The 16,462-nt window shown below is 63.9% G+C and carries 12 protein-coding genes; 10 read left to right on the top strand and 2 right to left on the bottom strand.

Features of this window, described 5'->3' with window-relative positions:
- Nucleotides 1-433: 433 nt before the first annotated feature.
- The 10 genes from J2T21_RS15015 to J2T21_RS14970 all read left to right on the top strand — a co-directional run bounded on the left by J2T21_RS15015 (nucleotide 434) and on the right by J2T21_RS14970 (nucleotide 15,252).
- On the top strand, nucleotides 434-1,900 hold the full coding sequence (locus tag J2T21_RS15015; RefSeq protein ID WP_444939671.1) for a Mu transposase C-terminal domain-containing protein: 1,467 nt from the start codon (nucleotides 434-436) through the stop codon (nucleotides 1,898-1,900).
- Nucleotides 1,901-1,902: 2 nt separating this feature from the next.
- On the top strand, nucleotides 1,903-2,799 hold the full coding sequence (locus J2T21_RS15010) for a TniB family NTP-binding protein (RefSeq protein ID WP_373457983.1): 897 nt from the start codon (nucleotides 1,903-1,905) through the stop codon (nucleotides 2,797-2,799).
- Nucleotides 2,796-4,034: a TniQ family protein gene (locus tag J2T21_RS15005; protein WP_307582321.1), complete on the top strand. Its 1,239-nt coding sequence runs from the start codon at nucleotides 2,796-2,798 to the stop codon at nucleotides 4,032-4,034. Before J2T21_RS15010 ends, J2T21_RS15005 begins: the two co-directional genes overlap by 4 nt.
- 288 nt (nucleotides 4,035-4,322) lie before the next feature.
- Entirely contained in the window at nucleotides 4,323-4,937 is a 615-nt protein-coding gene (locus tag J2T21_RS15000; protein WP_307582319.1) for a recombinase family protein, read from the top strand.
- Nucleotides 4,938-5,160: 223 nt separating this feature from the next.
- Nucleotides 5,161-6,345, top strand: coding sequence for an FAD-binding domain (locus J2T21_RS14995; RefSeq protein ID WP_307582318.1), 1,185 nt, complete (start codon nucleotides 5,161-5,163; stop codon nucleotides 6,343-6,345).
- A gap of 55 nt (nucleotides 6,346-6,400) precedes the next feature.
- On the top strand, nucleotides 6,401-6,985 hold the full coding sequence (locus tag J2T21_RS14990; protein WP_307582317.1) for a TetR/AcrR family transcriptional regulator: 585 nt from the start codon (nucleotides 6,401-6,403) through the stop codon (nucleotides 6,983-6,985).
- A 361-nt stretch (nucleotides 6,986-7,346) separates the two neighbouring features.
- Nucleotides 7,347-7,919, top strand: coding sequence for a recombinase family protein (locus J2T21_RS14985; protein WP_307582316.1), 573 nt, complete (start codon nucleotides 7,347-7,349; stop codon nucleotides 7,917-7,919).
- Between the two features lie 197 nt (nucleotides 7,920-8,116).
- Nucleotides 8,117-9,892 (top strand): hypothetical protein, encoded by a 1,776-nt coding sequence (locus J2T21_RS14980; protein ID WP_307582315.1) that lies wholly within the window; start codon nucleotides 8,117-8,119, stop codon nucleotides 9,890-9,892.
- A 1,715-nt stretch (nucleotides 9,893-11,607) separates the two neighbouring features.
- Nucleotides 11,608-14,163 (top strand): ATP-dependent Clp protease ATP-binding subunit, encoded by a 2,556-nt coding sequence (locus J2T21_RS14975; RefSeq protein ID WP_307582313.1) that lies wholly within the window; start codon nucleotides 11,608-11,610, stop codon nucleotides 14,161-14,163.
- Nucleotides 14,164-14,277: 114 nt separating this feature from the next.
- Nucleotides 14,278-15,252 carry a matrixin family metalloprotease gene (locus J2T21_RS14970; RefSeq protein WP_307582311.1) on the top strand — a complete coding sequence of 325 codons (975 nt, stop codon included), beginning with the start codon at nucleotides 14,278-14,280 and terminating at the stop codon, nucleotides 15,250-15,252.
- 16 nt (nucleotides 15,253-15,268) lie between these two features.
- Here the strand turns inward: J2T21_RS14970 and J2T21_RS14965 are convergent, their stop codons facing one another.
- Both J2T21_RS14965 and J2T21_RS14960 read right to left on the bottom strand, forming a co-directional pair.
- On the bottom strand, nucleotides 15,269-15,931 hold the full coding sequence (locus tag J2T21_RS14965; protein ID WP_307582307.1) for a hypothetical protein: 663 nt from the start codon (nucleotides 15,929-15,931) through the stop codon (nucleotides 15,269-15,271).
- 96 nt (nucleotides 15,932-16,027) lie between these two features.
- Nucleotides 16,028-16,438 carry a DUF302 domain-containing protein gene (locus J2T21_RS14960; RefSeq protein ID WP_307582306.1) on the bottom strand — a complete coding sequence of 137 codons (411 nt, stop codon included), beginning with the start codon at nucleotides 16,436-16,438 and terminating at the stop codon, nucleotides 16,028-16,030.
- Between the last annotated feature and the right edge of the window lie 24 nt (nucleotides 16,439-16,462).

Raw genomic sequence — 16,462 nt, 5'->3', positions numbered from 1 at the left:
AAACAAAAACCCCCTTTTAAAAAACACCCCTTTTTTTTTTTCTTTTTATTTTTTTTTTTTTTTTTTTTTTTTGGGGGGGGGGGGGGGGGGGGGCCCCCCCCCCCCCGACACCCGAGACCCAAAAATCCGATATTAGAAAATGTCATTTTCCGAAGTCGTCTTCATTGGGTTTCCCGGATTCACGGGCGAGTGCAGCCGGCTTCTGACACCTAGTTTGTCGGGAGTCATCTGCATTACCATGCACTATGGTCCATAGTCCTATGCACTGCCGGTGCTTTTCGTGAGCGCGGACGACTCCCGCCTAGCCGAGCGCGGGGTTTTCTCCATGCCGGACGAAGACTGGAACCGGGCCCGGCAGCGGGCCGAGGTGATCTTCTCCCTCGCGGCGGCGGGCCCGGTTTCGGCCCAGGCTGCGGATGCCGCCGGAACAACGTTGGGCATCTCGCGCCGTCAAGTGTATGAACTGCTCCGGCGACACCGGCAGGGCACGGGGTTGGTGACGGATTTGGCCCCGGGCCACTCGGATGGAGGCCGGGGCAGCGGGCGCCTGCCCGAAGCCGTTGAATCCATCATCCGGGAAACGATCCGATCGGAGTACCTGGACCTGCAGCGCCTCAGCCTCGCGGTGGTGCACCGGGACATCGCACAGATCTGCCGATCGCGGGACCTGCCGGCCCCGTCACGCAACAGCGTGGCACGGCGGATCATGTTGCTGCACCAGGCGCAGGTCAAGCAGAGCAGGGAAGGCGTCGACGGTGCCCGCAGCCTGAGGGCCGCCGGTGACACGCCTCCCGCGGTGGAGGCCCCGCTGGCGGTGGTCCAGATCGATCACACGGTCATTGATCTCATGGTGGTCGATGAACGTGATCGCCAAGTCATCGGGCGTCCCTACCTGACGGCAGCGATCGATGTGTACAGCCGCTGTCTTGTCGGAATGGTCATCACCCTGGAGGCCCCTTCGGCGGTATCGGTGGGGCTGTGCCTGGCCCAGGTGTGCTGTGACAAAAGGCCATGGATCGAGGGCCTCGACGTCGCGGTGGACTGGCCGATGAGCGGGAAGCCGCAACGCTTGTACATGGACAATGCCGCGGAGTTCAAGAGCGAAGCCTTGCGCCGGGGCTGTGAACAACATTCCATCGAGCTGAGCTACCGGCCGCCCGGGCGGCCACACTACGGCGGTATCGTCGAGCGGGTCATTGGCACGGCGATGGCCAAGGTGCACGAATTGCCCGGCACGACTTTCTCCAACCCGGCGCAGCGCGGCAGCTATCCCTCGGAAAAGAGGGCGGCCTTGACGCTGCGCGAGCTGGAACGCTGGATGGTTCTTGCCGTGGCCGCCTATCACGGAAGCGTTCACTCCGGGTTGGCGCAGACCCCGGCCGGCCGGTGGGACCAAGGAGTCGCCGCCGCCGGGACACCAGCGGTGGTGGGCAACCCGAACGCATTCCTGATCGACTTCCTGCCGGTACTCCGGCGCACCCTGACCCGCACCGGTTTCGTGATCGATCACGTGCATTACTTCGCCAACGCACTGCGCCCGTGGGTGGCCCAACGGGGCCATCTGGGCAAGTTCGTGATTCGCCGGGACCCCCGCGACATCAGCCGGATTTGGGTTCTCGACCCGGAGGGCAAGTACTACGTGGAGGTCCCGTACCGCACGCTGTCGCACCCGGCCGTCACCCTGTGGGAGCATCGCCACGCACTGTCCCGGTTGCGCGAACAAGGCCGCACCGCACAAAAAGAGACCCGCAAGAGCAGACGCGATCGAGAACGCAGGGTGCACCTCCCGGCCGACACGGACACCCCGCCGACCCTGAAACCGCCGAGCGCCGACGAGGAAGGAAGCGACAACGACGCAGTGCACGCGGCGGTACCGTTCGACGACATCGAGGAATGGTGAGAATGCGCGAAGACCTTGCCCACCTGCAGCCCAGCGCCCAGGTCCTGAGCCGGTTGCCCGATGCTGAGCGCGTGCAACACATCCGGTCCGATCGCTGGATCGGCTATGAGCGTGCCGTTGAGGCACTCGACCGGTTGCACTCGATGTTCGCATGGCCGAGCAAGCAGCGGATGCCCAACCTGCTGCTCATCGGGCCAACCAACAACGGCAAGTCCATGATCATCGAGAAATTCGCCCGTCGACACCGTCCGGTTTCCAGCGCCGACGCCGAGCACATCCCGTTGCTGATTGTGCAGATGCCCTCGGACCCCTCCGTCCCCAGGTTCTATGCGGCACTGCTCGCGGCCATGGGTGCCCCGCTGCAACCCCGGCAACGAATCGGCGACCTGGAACGCCTGGCGATCGAGCTCCTGCGCCGGACCGGTGTGCGGATGCTGGTGATCGACGAGCTGCACAACGTGCTGGCCGGACGCGACGCCAGCCGCCGCGAGTTCTTGAACCTGCTGCGGTATCTCGGCAACGAATTGCGCATCCCCTTGGTGGGAGTCGGGACCCGCGAGGCATACCTTGCCATTCGCTCCGATGACCAGCTCGAAAACCGGTTTGAGCCGTTCAGCCTGCCACGGTGGGTCGAAGGAGGCCAGACGGCATCGCTGCTGGCAAGCTTCGCCTCGTCCTTTCCGCTGCGCAGCCCCTCATCGATCGCCACCGAGGACATGGCCCGCTACCTGCTGGCCCGCAGCGAAGGGACCATCGGCGAGCTCACCCGGCTGCTCACCGAGGCGGCGGTTGCCGCCGTGGAATGTGGCGAGGAATCCATCAACCACACCAGCCTGTCCCTGGCCGAATACACCGGGCCCACCGAACGCCGGCGGCAATTCGAACGAGAACTGGGGTGAAACCGGCGCGTAAGTGGCCAGTGCACCCGGCGCCGATCGAGGGCGAGGCCCTTTCCTCGTGGCTGCACCGGCTTGCCGCCGGCTTTCACATGGACACCTTTGAGCTGCTCCAACACGGGCTCGGCCTGCACTACGGTCTCGCGGACGTCCTGCACAACAAGGCGCTCCCGAGCGTGGATATCGAGGCACCAAGCGGACTCATTGCGGGGCTTGCCGAACGTACGGGAGTCAGCGCCGATCGCATCCACGCCATGACGCTGGCCGGATGGACACCCTGGCTGCTCGACAGTGTGCAGCCCATGGCGGGCGCCTTCCACAACTACGTGCACCGGTCCTCCGTCATGCATGGCCCCCGAAGCAGAGCCAAGACCATGGAGGAAGAATGGCGAGCGTGGGTACCCGACCACCCCATAAAACGCGCCTGTCCGGACTGCCTTGCCGACCCCGAACGCCAGGGACTGCTGCTGATGTGGCATCTGCCGATCATGCTGAGCTGCCCGATCCACCACCGTCTGCTGGAACCCCTCGTCGCCTTCGTTGGTGGCCCGATTTGGTCAAAAGACAGCACAGATCTGGAACAGCGGCCATCCCCGGCCGTTTTGGAAATGGACCGCCGAACGCATCAAGCATTGACAACAGGCAAGGTGGATCTGCCGCGCCGCAGCGTCCACGCCGCCATCTGGTTCCGGCTGCTCAGAACCCTGCTCAACGAAGTAAGCACCCCTGCAAAATACTGGGGTCCGGGCACCCGCGGCCTCCGAGCCGCATGGGCAGCCAGCGGCCACCGAGTCCGAGCGGGGCAAGGGGTCTGGAAACCTTTCGAGGCACTCCGTTGGCCCATCCAATCCCAGCTGCTTGAGGCTGCCGCCGCCGCCATGGACCTGCTGGGACGTGGGGCCGCCCTGGGCAAAGGTGAAGAAGCCGCCCTTTTCAGTCCCGAGCCGGAACGTGCGGTCTATGCGGGATCCCCACCGTGCAAGCCCAACCCGCCGCCCAAGCCTGTCTCCGTGCAGGTTTCCACCTACGAGGATCATTGGGCCAAAATACGGGAGTCGATGGAAGAGATCATGGAAATCGCCAGAGGCGACCCGAGCGAAGCCCAGGTCCTGTACAACTTCATGCTCTACGGGTGCCGCACCCCGGAGGCAGCCGAACGGGTATTGGCCGACTTCGAGGAGCTTGGCATTGCCATCGACCAAATGGAGCATAAGCCGCCCATCGGACCGTACGCCTGAGCCCTTCCGCAACCGCGGAACGTGCTTCGGTTCCATTGCCCGGTGGTTCCCCGGGCGGCCTTCGGATGTGTGATCGCTCCGGCAGGTTCCGGACCCTGGCCGCGGCCTCGAATCGATCAACGAGTGGGAGCCCCGAATCTCACGGCATCGCTTGTCATATATTCAAGAAAACTCACCCTTTGCATCACTTAGAATAAGTAACGGGTAAAGTGACAATTTTCAGATATGCATGTTTTCCGATGCAAGCTGTCACGTAAACGAACGTATAAATGACAAGGAGGTCCGGCCATGCTGATCGGATACATGCGGGTCTCGAAAACGGACGGGTCGCAAAGCACCGACCTGCAACGCGACGCGCTCCTGGCCGCAGGAGTCGATCCGTCGAAGCTCTACGAGGACCACGCCTCCGGGAAGAAGGACGACCGTCCCCAGCTCGCCGCCTGCCTGAAAGGCATGAACGCCGGGGACACCCTGCTGGTGTGGAAACTGGACCGGCTGGGCCGGGATTTGCGGCACCTGGTGAACACCGTCCACGACCTCACCGAATGCGGCATCGGACTCAAGGTCCTCACCGGCGAGGGTGCCGCCATCGACACCACCACCGCCTCGGGCAAGCTCGTCTTCGGGATCTTCGCGGCCCTGGCCGAATTCGAGCGCGCGCTGATCTCCGAGCGCACCGTCGCCGGCCTGGCCTCGGCCCGCGCCCGCGGACGCACCGGCGGCCGGCCCTACAAGATGACACCGGCCAAGGTCCGCCTGGCCATGGCCGCCATGGGGCAACCCGAAACCAAGGTCGGCGCCCTCTGTAAGGAACTCGGCGTCACCCGGCAAACCCTCTACCGCCACGTCTCCCCGACCGGGGAGCTGCGACCCGACGGGAAGAAACTCCTGAAATCGAAATAGTGCCAACGCGAGTGACCGCTGAGACTTGTGCAATCGTCTTTGGAAAACGACAGTTTCGAAAATTTCCGAAGTCCTCTGCACGCGCTCCGGTGAACGACCGGCTTGCGGGACACGACTTACGACTCACTTCGTCGGAGGCTTCGTCCTCCATTTGCCACCAGTGACTTTCATAGACCACAGGTTTAGACTGGTGGTCTAAGTGCGGTTGAATCGAGGTTTCATCATGAAGGTGTTGATCGTGGGAGCCGGGATCGCCGGCCCCACGCTGGCATTCTGGCTCAACAAGTCGGGCCACGAGGTCACCATCGTGGAACACGCCCCCCAGTTGCGCACCGGCGGTTACCTGATCGATTTCTGGGGCGCCGGCTTCGATGTGGCGCAGCGGATGGGCATCGTGCCCGAGCTGCGCAGGCGGGGCTACGTGTTCACCGAGGCGAGGGCGATCGATCGGAACGGCCGCAAGATCGCGTCGTTCAACCCCGAGGCCGTGATCGAGTCGAACAAACGATATCTGAGCATTCCGCGAACTGACCTTGCCGCGGTCATCTACGACTCCCTCGACGGCGCGGTGGAGCTGATGCTCAGCGACACCGTGCGAGACCTCGCCGACGACGGTGAGCGCGTTCGGGTCACCTTTGAGGGCGGGAGCACCCGCGATTTCAATCTCGCCATCGGCGCGGATGGCCTGCACTCGCGGGTGCGCAAGCTCGCATTCGGTCCGGATGGGCAATTCGAGAAGTATCTGGGCATGGTGGTGGCCGCATTCGATGCGGAGCGGTATCCGGAACGTGACGAGCTCGTCGCGATGATGTACGCCGAGGTCGGGTTTCAGGCGATCCGACTCTCTTTTCGCGACGACGCCACGCTGCTCCTGTTCAGCCTGCGGCACGACGGCGACGTGCCGGTCGGCCGCGCGGCACAGGAGAACTTGCTACGGGAGAAGCTGGGCAACAAAGGGTGGGAGGTTCCCGAGATGCTGGCCGCCATGCCCCACGCGAAGAACTTCTACTTCGACTCGGCGAGCCAGATCCAGATGACGTCGTGGTCGACCGGCCGCATCGCCTTGGTGGGCGATGCCGGCGCGTGCCCGTCATTCCTGGCCGGACAGGGCTCGGCGCTGGCCATGGTGGAGGCGTACACGCTGGCGGCGGAACTGGCACGAACCAGCGACCACCGCGAGGCATTTGCCCGCTACGAGGAGCGGCTGGCCCCGCTGATACGCTCCAAGCAGGATGCCGCCCGGGGCTTGGGCCTGGCCTTCGCCCCGAAGAACAAGTTCCAGCTTTTGGTCAGGAATACGGTGTTGAAGATGATGGGGTTTCCCAAGGTTGCCGATATCGCGATGGGCAGGAGCTTCCACGACCGCGTCGAACTCCCGTCCTTCCCGGAACAGAACTCGGGGCGCTGACCGAATGGTTCGACCCCGATTCGCGAAATTGCCTGCGCAACAGCAACAGGCGATCGTGCAAGTGGCCCTCGACGAGTTCGCGGCGCACGGATTTCACGACGCCTCGCTCAACCGGGTCATCGATGCCGCCGGAATCTCCAAGGGGTCGATGTACTACTACTTCGACGGCAAGGAGGATCTCTACGCCTACGTCGCGCACCTCGGCCTGGCCGGGCTGTTCGAGCAGGTCGGCCCGCTGCCCGACCTGGGCGTGGGGGACGCCGACACCTTCTGGTCGGATCTGGGCGACTACTACCTCCGGCTGATGCGAGCACTCGTCGCGTCACCGCAGTTGGCCGCCATGCTGCGCGGCTGGGCCGCCGCGGCGAAGAGCCCCGCCTCACAGAAGGCGCAGGAGGAACTGGAGCAGTCATCCCTCCCATGGATCGCGCAGGTGCTCGCCACCGGGCAACGGGTGGGAGCGGTGCGAGACGACGTCCCACCCACCCTGCTGATCGCGGTCGCGATGGGCATGGGCGAAGCGATGGATGTCTGGCTCATGTCCCAGCAGGCCGACGATGACGCGCTTCCCGGCCTGATCGCGTCGCTGATGAGCATGATCAGGGGAGCAATCGGTCCACGACTGGATAGCCATCCATGACTACACCGCGACGAGCCCGGAGTCGCTCTCGCGGTCCGGCTCGACAGGTCGTAGAGGGACCCGCCCAGCATCTCGACCAACGCCACGATCACAGCCCTGGACGATGGCGAAGAAACGGATAGCGCTCTTCACCATCAAGGTTCAACGAACTGCCCGCGTGCGGGTCCCGTACTGAAAGCCGACCTTGTCGCGCTCAGCGTTCCGCTTACGGACGTCAGCTCAGTGCAGAGGACTTTGGACACTCAGTGCAGTCGCCTTCGGAAAATGACAGAAAACCTTGAAAATTCAAGGAACTAGGATTCGCGCATGACCCGCCCGCAATAATGCCCGGTGAAGGTGGCACAAACGCTACACTTAGGGCATGTCACCGCACCTGGTCGGGTACGCCCGCGTCTCCACCAACCAACAAGACCTCGCCTCCCAGCAAGCGGGCCTCACGGCACTCGGCGTTCCGGACGAATTGGTCTATGTCGACCATGGGCTCACCGGCCGGAACCGCGAACGCCCCGGACTGAAACAGGCCCTGGCCGCCTGCCGGGCCGGGGACACCCTGGTGGTCACCAAGCTCGACCGTCTCGCCCGTTCCCTGCCCGACGCTCGCGATATCGTCGAAGACCTCACCAAGCGCAACATCAAGCTCAGCCTCGGCGGGAACGTCCACGACCCGACCGACCCGGTCGGCCGGCTGCTGTTCAACGTCCTGGCGATGGTGGCGGAGTTCGAATCCGATCTCATCCGCGCCCGCACCCGCGAGGGCATGCAGATTGCCAAGGCCAAAGGCAGGCTCCGCGGCAAGCAACCCAAGCTCTCCCCCGCCCAGGAAAAGCACCTCGTGGCTCTGCACCACGGCGGCAAACACACCAGCGCCGAAATTGCCGAACTCTTCGGAGTGGCTCGGAGCACCGTCTACCGTGTGGTGCAACGAACTCTATGAGCCGCAGCCAGAAAATGAGTTTTCGGATCCTTCCCTGTCAGCGGTGTGGGGCATCACGCGTTTTGGGCGATGTCTGCAATGAGTGTGGCAAAAGCGGACCAGCCGGCGAGGTGAACTCCGTCGTCGTAGACAGACGGACGGCGGTTGCAAGGATTAACGCTGCTCTAACTCCTCAGGTTTCACCCGCCAAACCGACCGTGGATACCACGAACCTCCCGACAAAGGAGGAGCTTAGAGAATTTGTGGAAGGGTTCGTCGAAGCTCTCAGAGCCATCCTTAAAAGACCCAAATCGTCTGCTGCAGTATTGGGCATGGTCGAGCGACTGGAATCATTCGAAGCCCTTCGTCTCCGCTGTCAATCATTTCCCAAGCTCCGGCCCAGGGTTGCGCTTCATCGCTCGGTTTCAGTCACGCTCGACACCCTTTCCGGGCTTTGGCCAACGTACGCGCAAGTCCTTAGCGCCCCCACTATCCATGATGCAATAATTCTCGGACAGCGTGGACAAGAGCTACTCGATTCGGCGTCTGAAACTTTGACAACGCATGAGGAGCTCGTTAATTCGGCCCTTGCCTACGAGGATCTATCTATTCAGGACCTTTCCGAACGCATCCTGACAGCCCTCTCGATATCTCATCCCGATTTTTCCGTTCTTGAAATGGGCCAGTACGGTAAACGCCTCGCCGAGGAGAAGACCGGCGTTCCCACTGACGAGGCCCACGGCATTCAATATCTGACGCTGCATACCGTCGCATCGGTCCACATGGATCCAAACCGTTTCAACGACGTAATGGCAGAGACTGCTCGTTTCTGCTTTGCCAACCATCGCCTACAGGAAATTGCGATTGAAGATGGGGCACTGGAAAGCCTCGCCAGAAGCCAGCGCATACTCTACGAATCCTTGACGTCCTTTGAGGCTGTAGTTTCGAGAGAGAACGACGAAAAGGCCCTCCTAAGACGAATTATCAAGTTCTACGGAGAAGTTTATGAAGACGTAGTCAGTCCTCTTTTGGCCTGGTACAGCCTCATGGCCGGGATCAAGCAACAGCCCTACCCCAAATTACTCAAAGATGACGCAACCAACCTCGCCAAAGGGCTTCTCAAACATCCGGCGACGACAACGTTCTTAGAAGACTCCGGAGCACACCTGCGGAATGCTGCCCAACACGGAAACAGCTATTCGGTAGATGGCCACCTCGTACGATTCAATTTACGTTCCTACGAGGAAACCCTCTCTATCTCGAGCGTCATTGATCAAGTTTTTTCCCTCTTTGAATCCATTTCAGCCATGAGCTGGTCTCTCTCCAACGCCTTGTCCAATGCTGGCCACGCAATCCCACTCCGGGAAGAGGATGCGGCCTATATGAAACTGTCGGCTTTTTACATGGCTAAGTTCTATCTCAAGCACAAGGGGACACCTGTACTCTCATCAGAAGAATCGGGTTCAACGTGGACCTTCCTCCTTAGCCCAGGTCAGGATCGAGTCTTTGAAATTGCGCTGGCGGTGTCTCTGGGTTCACCTGCCCAGATCCGGAAAGTAGTGCTGCATACAAATGCAGGCGAGACCCCATTGATCATCCCGCAGAGCGCTTACAATCGGGTCGCATTGTTGAGCGAGACCGACTCTCAACCTTTGGACCATGTGATGGCAGTCTTGGAACTTCGAAATGACAGCACCATTGGCGGTCGCAGTCTACTTCGGACCTCCGACCTCAAGTTCGCAGCCGCCAGCCTCGGGATCCTACTGACGACCAAGAAAGACCCCACACTCATTCCCCACCTACGACGCGTTAAAACACTTGCCGAGGCTCATGGCAATCAACGTATCGCAGACCGGATCACGGAAGCTCTGCGGCTAAACCGGATTCCTAACTACTTGGCATCGGCCCGCCTCAGCGCAAAGTTCAAGACCTGGGTTGAAGACAATGACGCACCGTCCATGCCAGCGTCCTACGCCGTGACCGTCACCAAATGAACAACATGCACAGCCAACGCGATGTCCAGAAGGGCGATAAGAAGCGAGATCTTTTTGGGGCAAGGTGTCGGACACAGCCCACAGCTGCGCACGAGGCATGTTCGTTCATTCTGGGCAGTCAGCGGCAAGAGCATGAGGCAGAACTCTCAGCAAACCCTCGTTGGGAGCTCCAGAGAAAGTTTTTCGCTGATTTCCGAACGTCAGGTTGGGGTATACCCCAACTAGGCACGTGTGGGCTGGCGCGTCATGACGCCATCGCTACCGAAACTCCAACCCCAGGGGGAAGCACTACCGGGCGCGCGGGGGACACCCGAGGACGCAAGGGCGCGTTCTTGGATAGTGCCAGCTCCGTTTCCTGCCATGGTGGCGCTCAACGGGTGAGCGACGCACCCTTTGGCAAGAACGGAAAGGGGCGGGCCGGTGATGAATCCATATTCATCACCAGTCCGCCCATAGGGGGTTATCTTACTATTGTGGCCGTCTCAAGCTGTCCTACGGCCCGGTACTGCAGGTACTACCGGTGTTGCTGGTACTGCTGTGGTTGTCTCAAGCTGTCTGACGACCACGCCCTCCGGGTACTGCTTTACTGATTTACTGCTGGCACTGCCGGTTTTGCTGCGACCGTCTCAAGCTGTCCGACGGCCGGGTACTGCTGTACTGCTGCTACTGACGGGGTTGCTGGTCCTGCTGAACTGCTGCGGTCGTCTCAAGCTATCCGACAACCACGCCCTCCGGCTACTGCTGTACTGCTTTACTGCTGGCACTGCTTGCTGCCGGGGTTGCTGGTCCTGCTGTACTGCTGCGGTCGTCTCAAGCTGTCCGACGACCACGCCCTCCGGCTACTGCTGTACTGCTGTGGTCGTCTCAAGCTGTCGAGGACCACGCCCTTTGGTTACTGCTGCTACTGCTGGTACTTCTCTACTGCGGTGGCCGTCTCAAGCTGTCCGACGGCCGGGTACTGCTGTGCGGGTTTCCCCCAAAAAGGAAGCGACTGCACCTTCCTCAATCCGGGGGTAATTCGTTCTTCTCACCCGCATGCCAAGAAATATAGTAGTGCTTCAAGGGAAAATCAAATCCCCAGGTTTCCGGGGATTTTGGAGGGGTTGGGCACCCGGCCAAGCAAGGTCACTGGCTTGCGGCATGGTCCACTCGGGATGCCCGGGGGTGGACTGGCTGTAGCGGCCTCACCGGGCAGATCCTGTTGGCCGGCCGGTGGTAGACCCGCCGGGACGAAGAGCTGTCGATCGCGATCGTCGGATTGCAACAAGCGAACATCCGCAACAAGGCATTCTGATCCACGGTACTGGCCTGCGCACAACCAATACTGGCTAAACCCACTCCCCTGGGTCTCATCAAAGGTTAGATTTCGTCTACTTTGAGAAATAGGACACGAGACACAATGGTGAGAATTTTGGTTTCCCCGAAATTCGGCGGTTCACAGCACTTCGATTTCAGCGTGGAGACAAGCGGGCCAGCATCCCATCATAGGATCCTTTGATGCGACGCTTGTCGGGGATAGCTTGAACCTGCCCACTGGAGTGGACCGAAATCGCCCAGACGCACCGAAAAGACTGAAGGAGTTTCAGGACAGTTGCTTGCCTTCCTGACATCTCGCCGTCGGCGAACACGGGCCGATCCGGAAGCGTCCCGGGAATATCCTGTTGGCATCCGCGTTAACTTGAGTCAATGGCACTCAAGTATCCATAGGAGGAAACATGCCAGCATTCTTTGGCCCGTCCGACGCCGGCAACGGCTCTTTCGAGGACTTCCTGGCGCGCTACCTGCAAGGCCAGCGCACCAGCCGCTTCGGGCGCCCCGTCGACATCACCCGGCTGCTCAGCCGCCACACGCACGAGGTACTGACCCGTGCCGCGCAATTCGCCGTCGAACACGGCCACAGCGACATCGACGCGCTGCACCTGCTACGCGTGATGCTCGAGACCGAGCCCGTTGGCGAGGCACTGCGCCGCTCGGGCGCGGACGCCACGGCGATTGCCCGCGATGCCGAACAGCGCCTGCCCGAATCCGGGCCGCAACGCGCCGACTCCAATCCCGCGCTGACCCCATCGGCCCAGCGTGCGCTGCTGGATGCCTACCAGGTGGCCCGCGCCTTCGGCTCCACCTACATCGATCCCGAACACCTCTTCCTGGCCTTCGTGCTGAACACCGAGTCCCCCGCCGGCCAGGTGCTGGGCGCCGCCGGGGTCACCCCGCAAACCCTGCAGGCAGCTGCCGAGGGCGCCGGGCAGCAGCCCTCCGGCACGGCACCGGGCAAGCCCGCCGAGGCCGGCGCTCCCGCCAAGGGCCAGACGCCGATGCTGGAGAAGTTCGGTATGGACCTGACCGCCCGGGCGGCCCAGGACGGGCTGGACCCGGTGATCGGCCGCGAAAAGGAGATTGAGCAGGCCATCGAGATCCTGGCCCGCCGCACCAAGAACAACCCTGTGCTGATCGGCGAGGCCGGCGTCGGCAAGACCGCCGTCGTGGAGGGCCTGGCCCGCGCCATCGTCTCCGGCGAGGTCCCGGACCAGCTGGCCGGCAAGCGCGTGGTCTCCCTCGACCTGCCTGCCATGGTCGCGGGCACCCGCTACCGCGGGGACTTCGAGGAACGCCTGACCCAGACCCTGGACGAGATCGCCGCGCAGGAGGGCGAGGTGATCGTCTTCATCGACGAGCTGCACACCGTGGTCGGCGCCGGGGGTGGCGGGGGCGAGGGCTCCATGGACGCCGGGAACATCCTCAAGCCGCGGCTGGCCCGCGGCGAGCTGCACCTGATCGGCGCCACCACGCTGGCCGAATACCGGAAGGTGGAGAAGGACCCGGCCCTGGAGCGCCGCTTCCAGCCGGTGACCATCGGCGAGCCCTCGATCGAGGACGCCGTCGCGATCCTGCACGGGCTCAAGGACCGCTACGCGCAACACCACCAGGTGACCTACACCGACGGTGCCATCCGCGCCGCGGTGGAAATGTCGGCACGCTACGTGACCGACAGGTACCTGCCGGACAAGGCGATCGACCTGATCGACACGGCCGGTGCCCGGCTGGGCCTGAAGCGCCCCGCCGGCGTGGACACCGTGGCGCTGGCGTCGCGGATCGCCGAGCTCGGCGCCGCCAAGGACCGCGCGGTCGCCGAGGAACGCTACGAGGAAGCCTCGAAGCTGCGCGACGAGGCCGAGGAGCTGGGCGCCCGCCTGGCCGAGGCGCAGAAGGGAACCGCGGACGCCCCGTCGGCGGTGGTCGACGAGGTGCAGATCGCCGAGGTCATCGCCCGGGCCACGGGCATCCCCGCCGCGCGGCTCACCGAGGACGAGAAGGGACGCCTGGCCCGGCTCGAGGAGGAGCTGCACGAGCGGGTCGTCGGGCAGGATGATGCCGTGGCTGCCGTCGCCAAGGCGGTGCGGCGTTCCCGCACCGGGCTGGGCGACGAGGGCAAGCCGGTGGGCAGCTTCCTGTTCCTGGGCCCCACCGGCGTGGGCAAGACCGAGCTGGCCAAGGCACTGGCGGCCTCGCTCTTTGGCGACGAGTCGGCCATGGTCAGGTTCGACATGAGCGAGTTCGGCGAGCGCCACACGGTCTCCCGCCTGGTCGGGGCCCCTCCGGGGTACGTCGGCTACGACGAGGCCGGGCAGCTGACCGAGCGCGTGCGCCGGCGCCCCTACTCGGTGGTGCTGCTGGACGAGGTGGAGAAGGCCCACCCGGACGTGTTCAACCTGCTGTTGCAGGTGCTCGACGACGGCCGGCTCACCGACGGGCAGGGCCGCACCGTGGACTTCCGCAATACGGTCATCATCATGACCTCCAACCTGGGTTCGGAGTTCCTGGCCAGCCGGGGCGCCCCGCTGGGCTTCGGTTCCGATTCCGGTGCCGGGTCCGAGCGCGAGCTGCGTGCCAAGGTGATGGGCCGGCTGCGCGAGACCATGCGCCCGGAGTTCCTGAACCGGATCGACGAGACGGTGCTCTTCCGCAAGCTGGAGGTCGAGCAGCTGCGGGCGATCGTGCGGCTGCAGCTGCGCCGCACCGAGGCCCGGCTCACCGCGCACGGCATCGGACTTGCCGTCGATGAGGCGGCGGTCGGCTGGATCGCCGAGGCCGGCCACGAGCCGGAGTTCGGCGCCAGGCCGCTGCGCCGGGTGATCGCCCGCGAGCTTGACGACAGGATCGCGGACCTGCTGGTCACCGACGAGCTGGCCGAGGGCGGGACAGTTGCGGTCACCGCCGACGGGTCGGGCCTGCGGGTCTCGGCCTACCGGGACGCGGCGCTCGCGGCGTAGCAAGACCCAGAAGGGGGCGGAAAGGCACTGCCTTTCCGCCCCTTTTGTTGCGTCCTGGCCTATGCTGGGCCATGCGGGCTGGGGGCCCGCACGGGCACAAACCTTGGGGGAAGAATGCCGCCGCAAAAACCATGGAACCAGGAACCGGACTTCGGGAACAGGCGCCAGCAACCGAGGAGCGCGCCCAGCGGGCGGGTTCCGCAATGGGCGCTTGACGAGGCGGCACGTCGGGCCGAGGCACGGGTGTCCGGTGCCCGCCCCGATCCTGCGCCCAAGCCGAACGTCCTTCGGAAATACAGGCGCAGGCGCCGGGCGTGGAATGCGTGGTTCGTCGTCGCCCTGCTGCTGGGGCTCTACTACAGTCCCGTACTCCTCGAGCGGCATATCATGCCGGCGATCACCCCGCTGGTTCCCGGCTCCAACGTTCCGCCGCGCGGGGTCGAGGCGGCCCCGGAGCCCCTGGGCAGGCCACCGGCGGGCACCGGTTCCGGATCGTTCCGCCTGCAGGAGTCCCCCGACCCCGCCCAGGACTTCGTCGCCTACGACCCCTGCCGCCCCATCCACTACGTGATCCGTCCGGACAACTCCCCGGCCGGCGGCGAGGCCCTGATCCACCAGGCCGTCGCCGAGATCTCCTCCGCCAGCGGCCTGCGCTTCGTCTACGACGGCCCCACGGCAGAGGGTCCAAGCAAGGAACGGGACACCTACCAACCCGAGCGCTACGGCAAACGCTGGGCGCCGGTGCTGCTGACCTGGTCGGATCCAGGGGAAACCCCGGGCCTGGCAGGCGACGTGGGTGGCCTGGGCGGCAGCGACTACGCCCATGTCCCGGGGCATCCCTTCGTCTACGTGGCCGGCCAGGTGATGCTGGATGCGCCGGGGCTGGTCCCGATCCTGGCCTACCCCGGAGGTCCCGAACTCATTCGCGCGGTCGTCATCCACGAGCTTGGGCACGTGCTGGGGCTCGACCATGTCGATGACCCCGCCCAGCTGATGTACGGCGACGGAAACAACCTGACGACGCTGGCGGACGGGGATCGGGCAGGCCTTGCCCTGCTGGGCACCGGCGCCTGCGTGCCGCAGCTCTAGCCACCGGACAACGCGGTCAGCCGGGGAAGCCGAAGCAGGGGAAGAAGCCCTCGACGCCCGGCCGGGCCACCTCCACGCAATTCGCCTTGACCAGTTCCAGGCTGGCGGCCGGATCTGTCCCCGACACCGAGCGTCCAGCGACCTTGACGCTGATGTCCGCGACCGCATCGCGGCGCAGGTTGTTGTCGACCGCCACGACGTTGCCCTCCGGGAAGTGGTCCGGGTTGCTGATGACGGTGTGCTCCAGCTCGCCGGTCCCGATCCAGGCAGCGTCCAGTTCCATGGTGACCGGATTGCCGTCGGCGTCCGTGCCCTCCATGGTGGTTGACACCGAGGCGTTGCGCAGCCTCGGGTCCGCCACCAGCTTCGCCATGTTCCTGGCTTCGAACATGACGACCCCGCCGCCACCGGCTGCCGCCGACACCGGGCCACAGGTATCGGTGATGCGCACGCCGACGTCGGTCAGCCCCTGCTTGTTGACCGGCCCCGGCTGCGCCGCAAACATGCCCACGCTCGAGGAAAGAAACACCTCCGTCAGTTCGCAGCCGTCCTCCACGGCCACATACGCACCCCCATGCGTGGAGGAAATCACATGGTAGATGTTCGGTGCGGCGGCCGCCGGGCCGGCGCCCAACGGCACCAATGCCAAGACCGCAACCACGGCCAACGAGCGCTTCATGGTGTACTCCCCTCTCGCGAGACACCTACAGGTTAGGCCCCGCGTGACACGCATTCAATGGTGGTGGTGCGCACCCACTGGCGCAAATGCACCCCTTCAGGCGTCGCGCAAGTGGTCCAGCGCCGCCTTCAACCGGGTGTCTGCATCGGAGGCGACCTCCCGTATTGCCGGGTTTCCGCTGACTCGCGCCAAGACCTGCGCGTCGATGGTTTCTATCGTTGTTTCGGTCGCGTCCACGGCCCGGCGAACCACCACGTTGTACGGCAGCAACGCCCCGATTTTGGGTTCGGTGAGCAGCCCTCGATTGGCCAGGTGCGGGTTGAAGGCACCCAGTATCAGGTAGTCGCCGATTCGGTTGGCCGATTCCGGACTGATCTCCGCTGCCAGGTTGGCTCGCATGTCAATCTCTGTGAGCACCCCGAAGCCCTGGCGTCCCAAGGCCTCCTTGGTGCGGGCCACTGCTTCCTCCCACTCCAGCGAAACGGTGATGCTGTGCGTGTAGGCCATGGCCGTTCTCCTGCTACTCGTGCG

The organism is Paeniglutamicibacter psychrophenolicus (assembly GCF_030812255.1).
Taxonomy (GTDB): domain Bacteria; phylum Actinomycetota; class Actinomycetes; order Actinomycetales; family Micrococcaceae; genus Paeniglutamicibacter; species Paeniglutamicibacter psychrophenolicus_A.
The sequence above is the reverse complement of the archived record's forward strand: the minus strand, read 5'-3'. Positions and strand labels throughout refer to the sequence as shown.

What these genes read in the sequence shown, in the direction of transcription:
- J2T21_RS15000 (WP_307582319.1), top strand. Translation starts at nt 4,323, where the DNA reads ATGCTGATCGGATACATGCGGGTCTCGAAAACGGACGGGTCGCAAAGC.
- J2T21_RS14985 (WP_307582316.1), top strand. Translation starts at nt 7,347, where the DNA reads ATGTCACCGCACCTGGTCGGGTACGCCCGCGTCTCCACCAACCAACAA.
- J2T21_RS14995 (WP_307582318.1), top strand. Translation starts at nt 5,161, where the DNA reads ATGAAGGTGTTGATCGTGGGAGCCGGGATCGCCGGCCCCACGCTGGCA.
- J2T21_RS14970 (WP_307582311.1), top strand. Translation starts at nt 14,278, where the DNA reads ATGCCGCCGCAAAAACCATGGAACCAGGAACCGGACTTCGGGAACAGG.
- J2T21_RS14960 (WP_307582306.1), bottom strand. Translation starts at nt 16,438, where the DNA reads ATGGCCTACACGCACAGCATCACCGTTTCGCTGGAGTGGGAGGAAGCA.
- J2T21_RS15010 (WP_373457983.1), top strand. Translation starts at nt 1,903, where the DNA reads ATGCGCGAAGACCTTGCCCACCTGCAGCCCAGCGCCCAGGTCCTGAGC.
- J2T21_RS14975 (WP_307582313.1), top strand. Translation starts at nt 11,608, where the DNA reads ATGCCAGCATTCTTTGGCCCGTCCGACGCCGGCAACGGCTCTTTCGAG.
- J2T21_RS14965 (WP_307582307.1), bottom strand. Translation starts at nt 15,931, where the DNA reads ATGAAGCGCTCGTTGGCCGTGGTTGCGGTCTTGGCATTGGTGCCGTTG.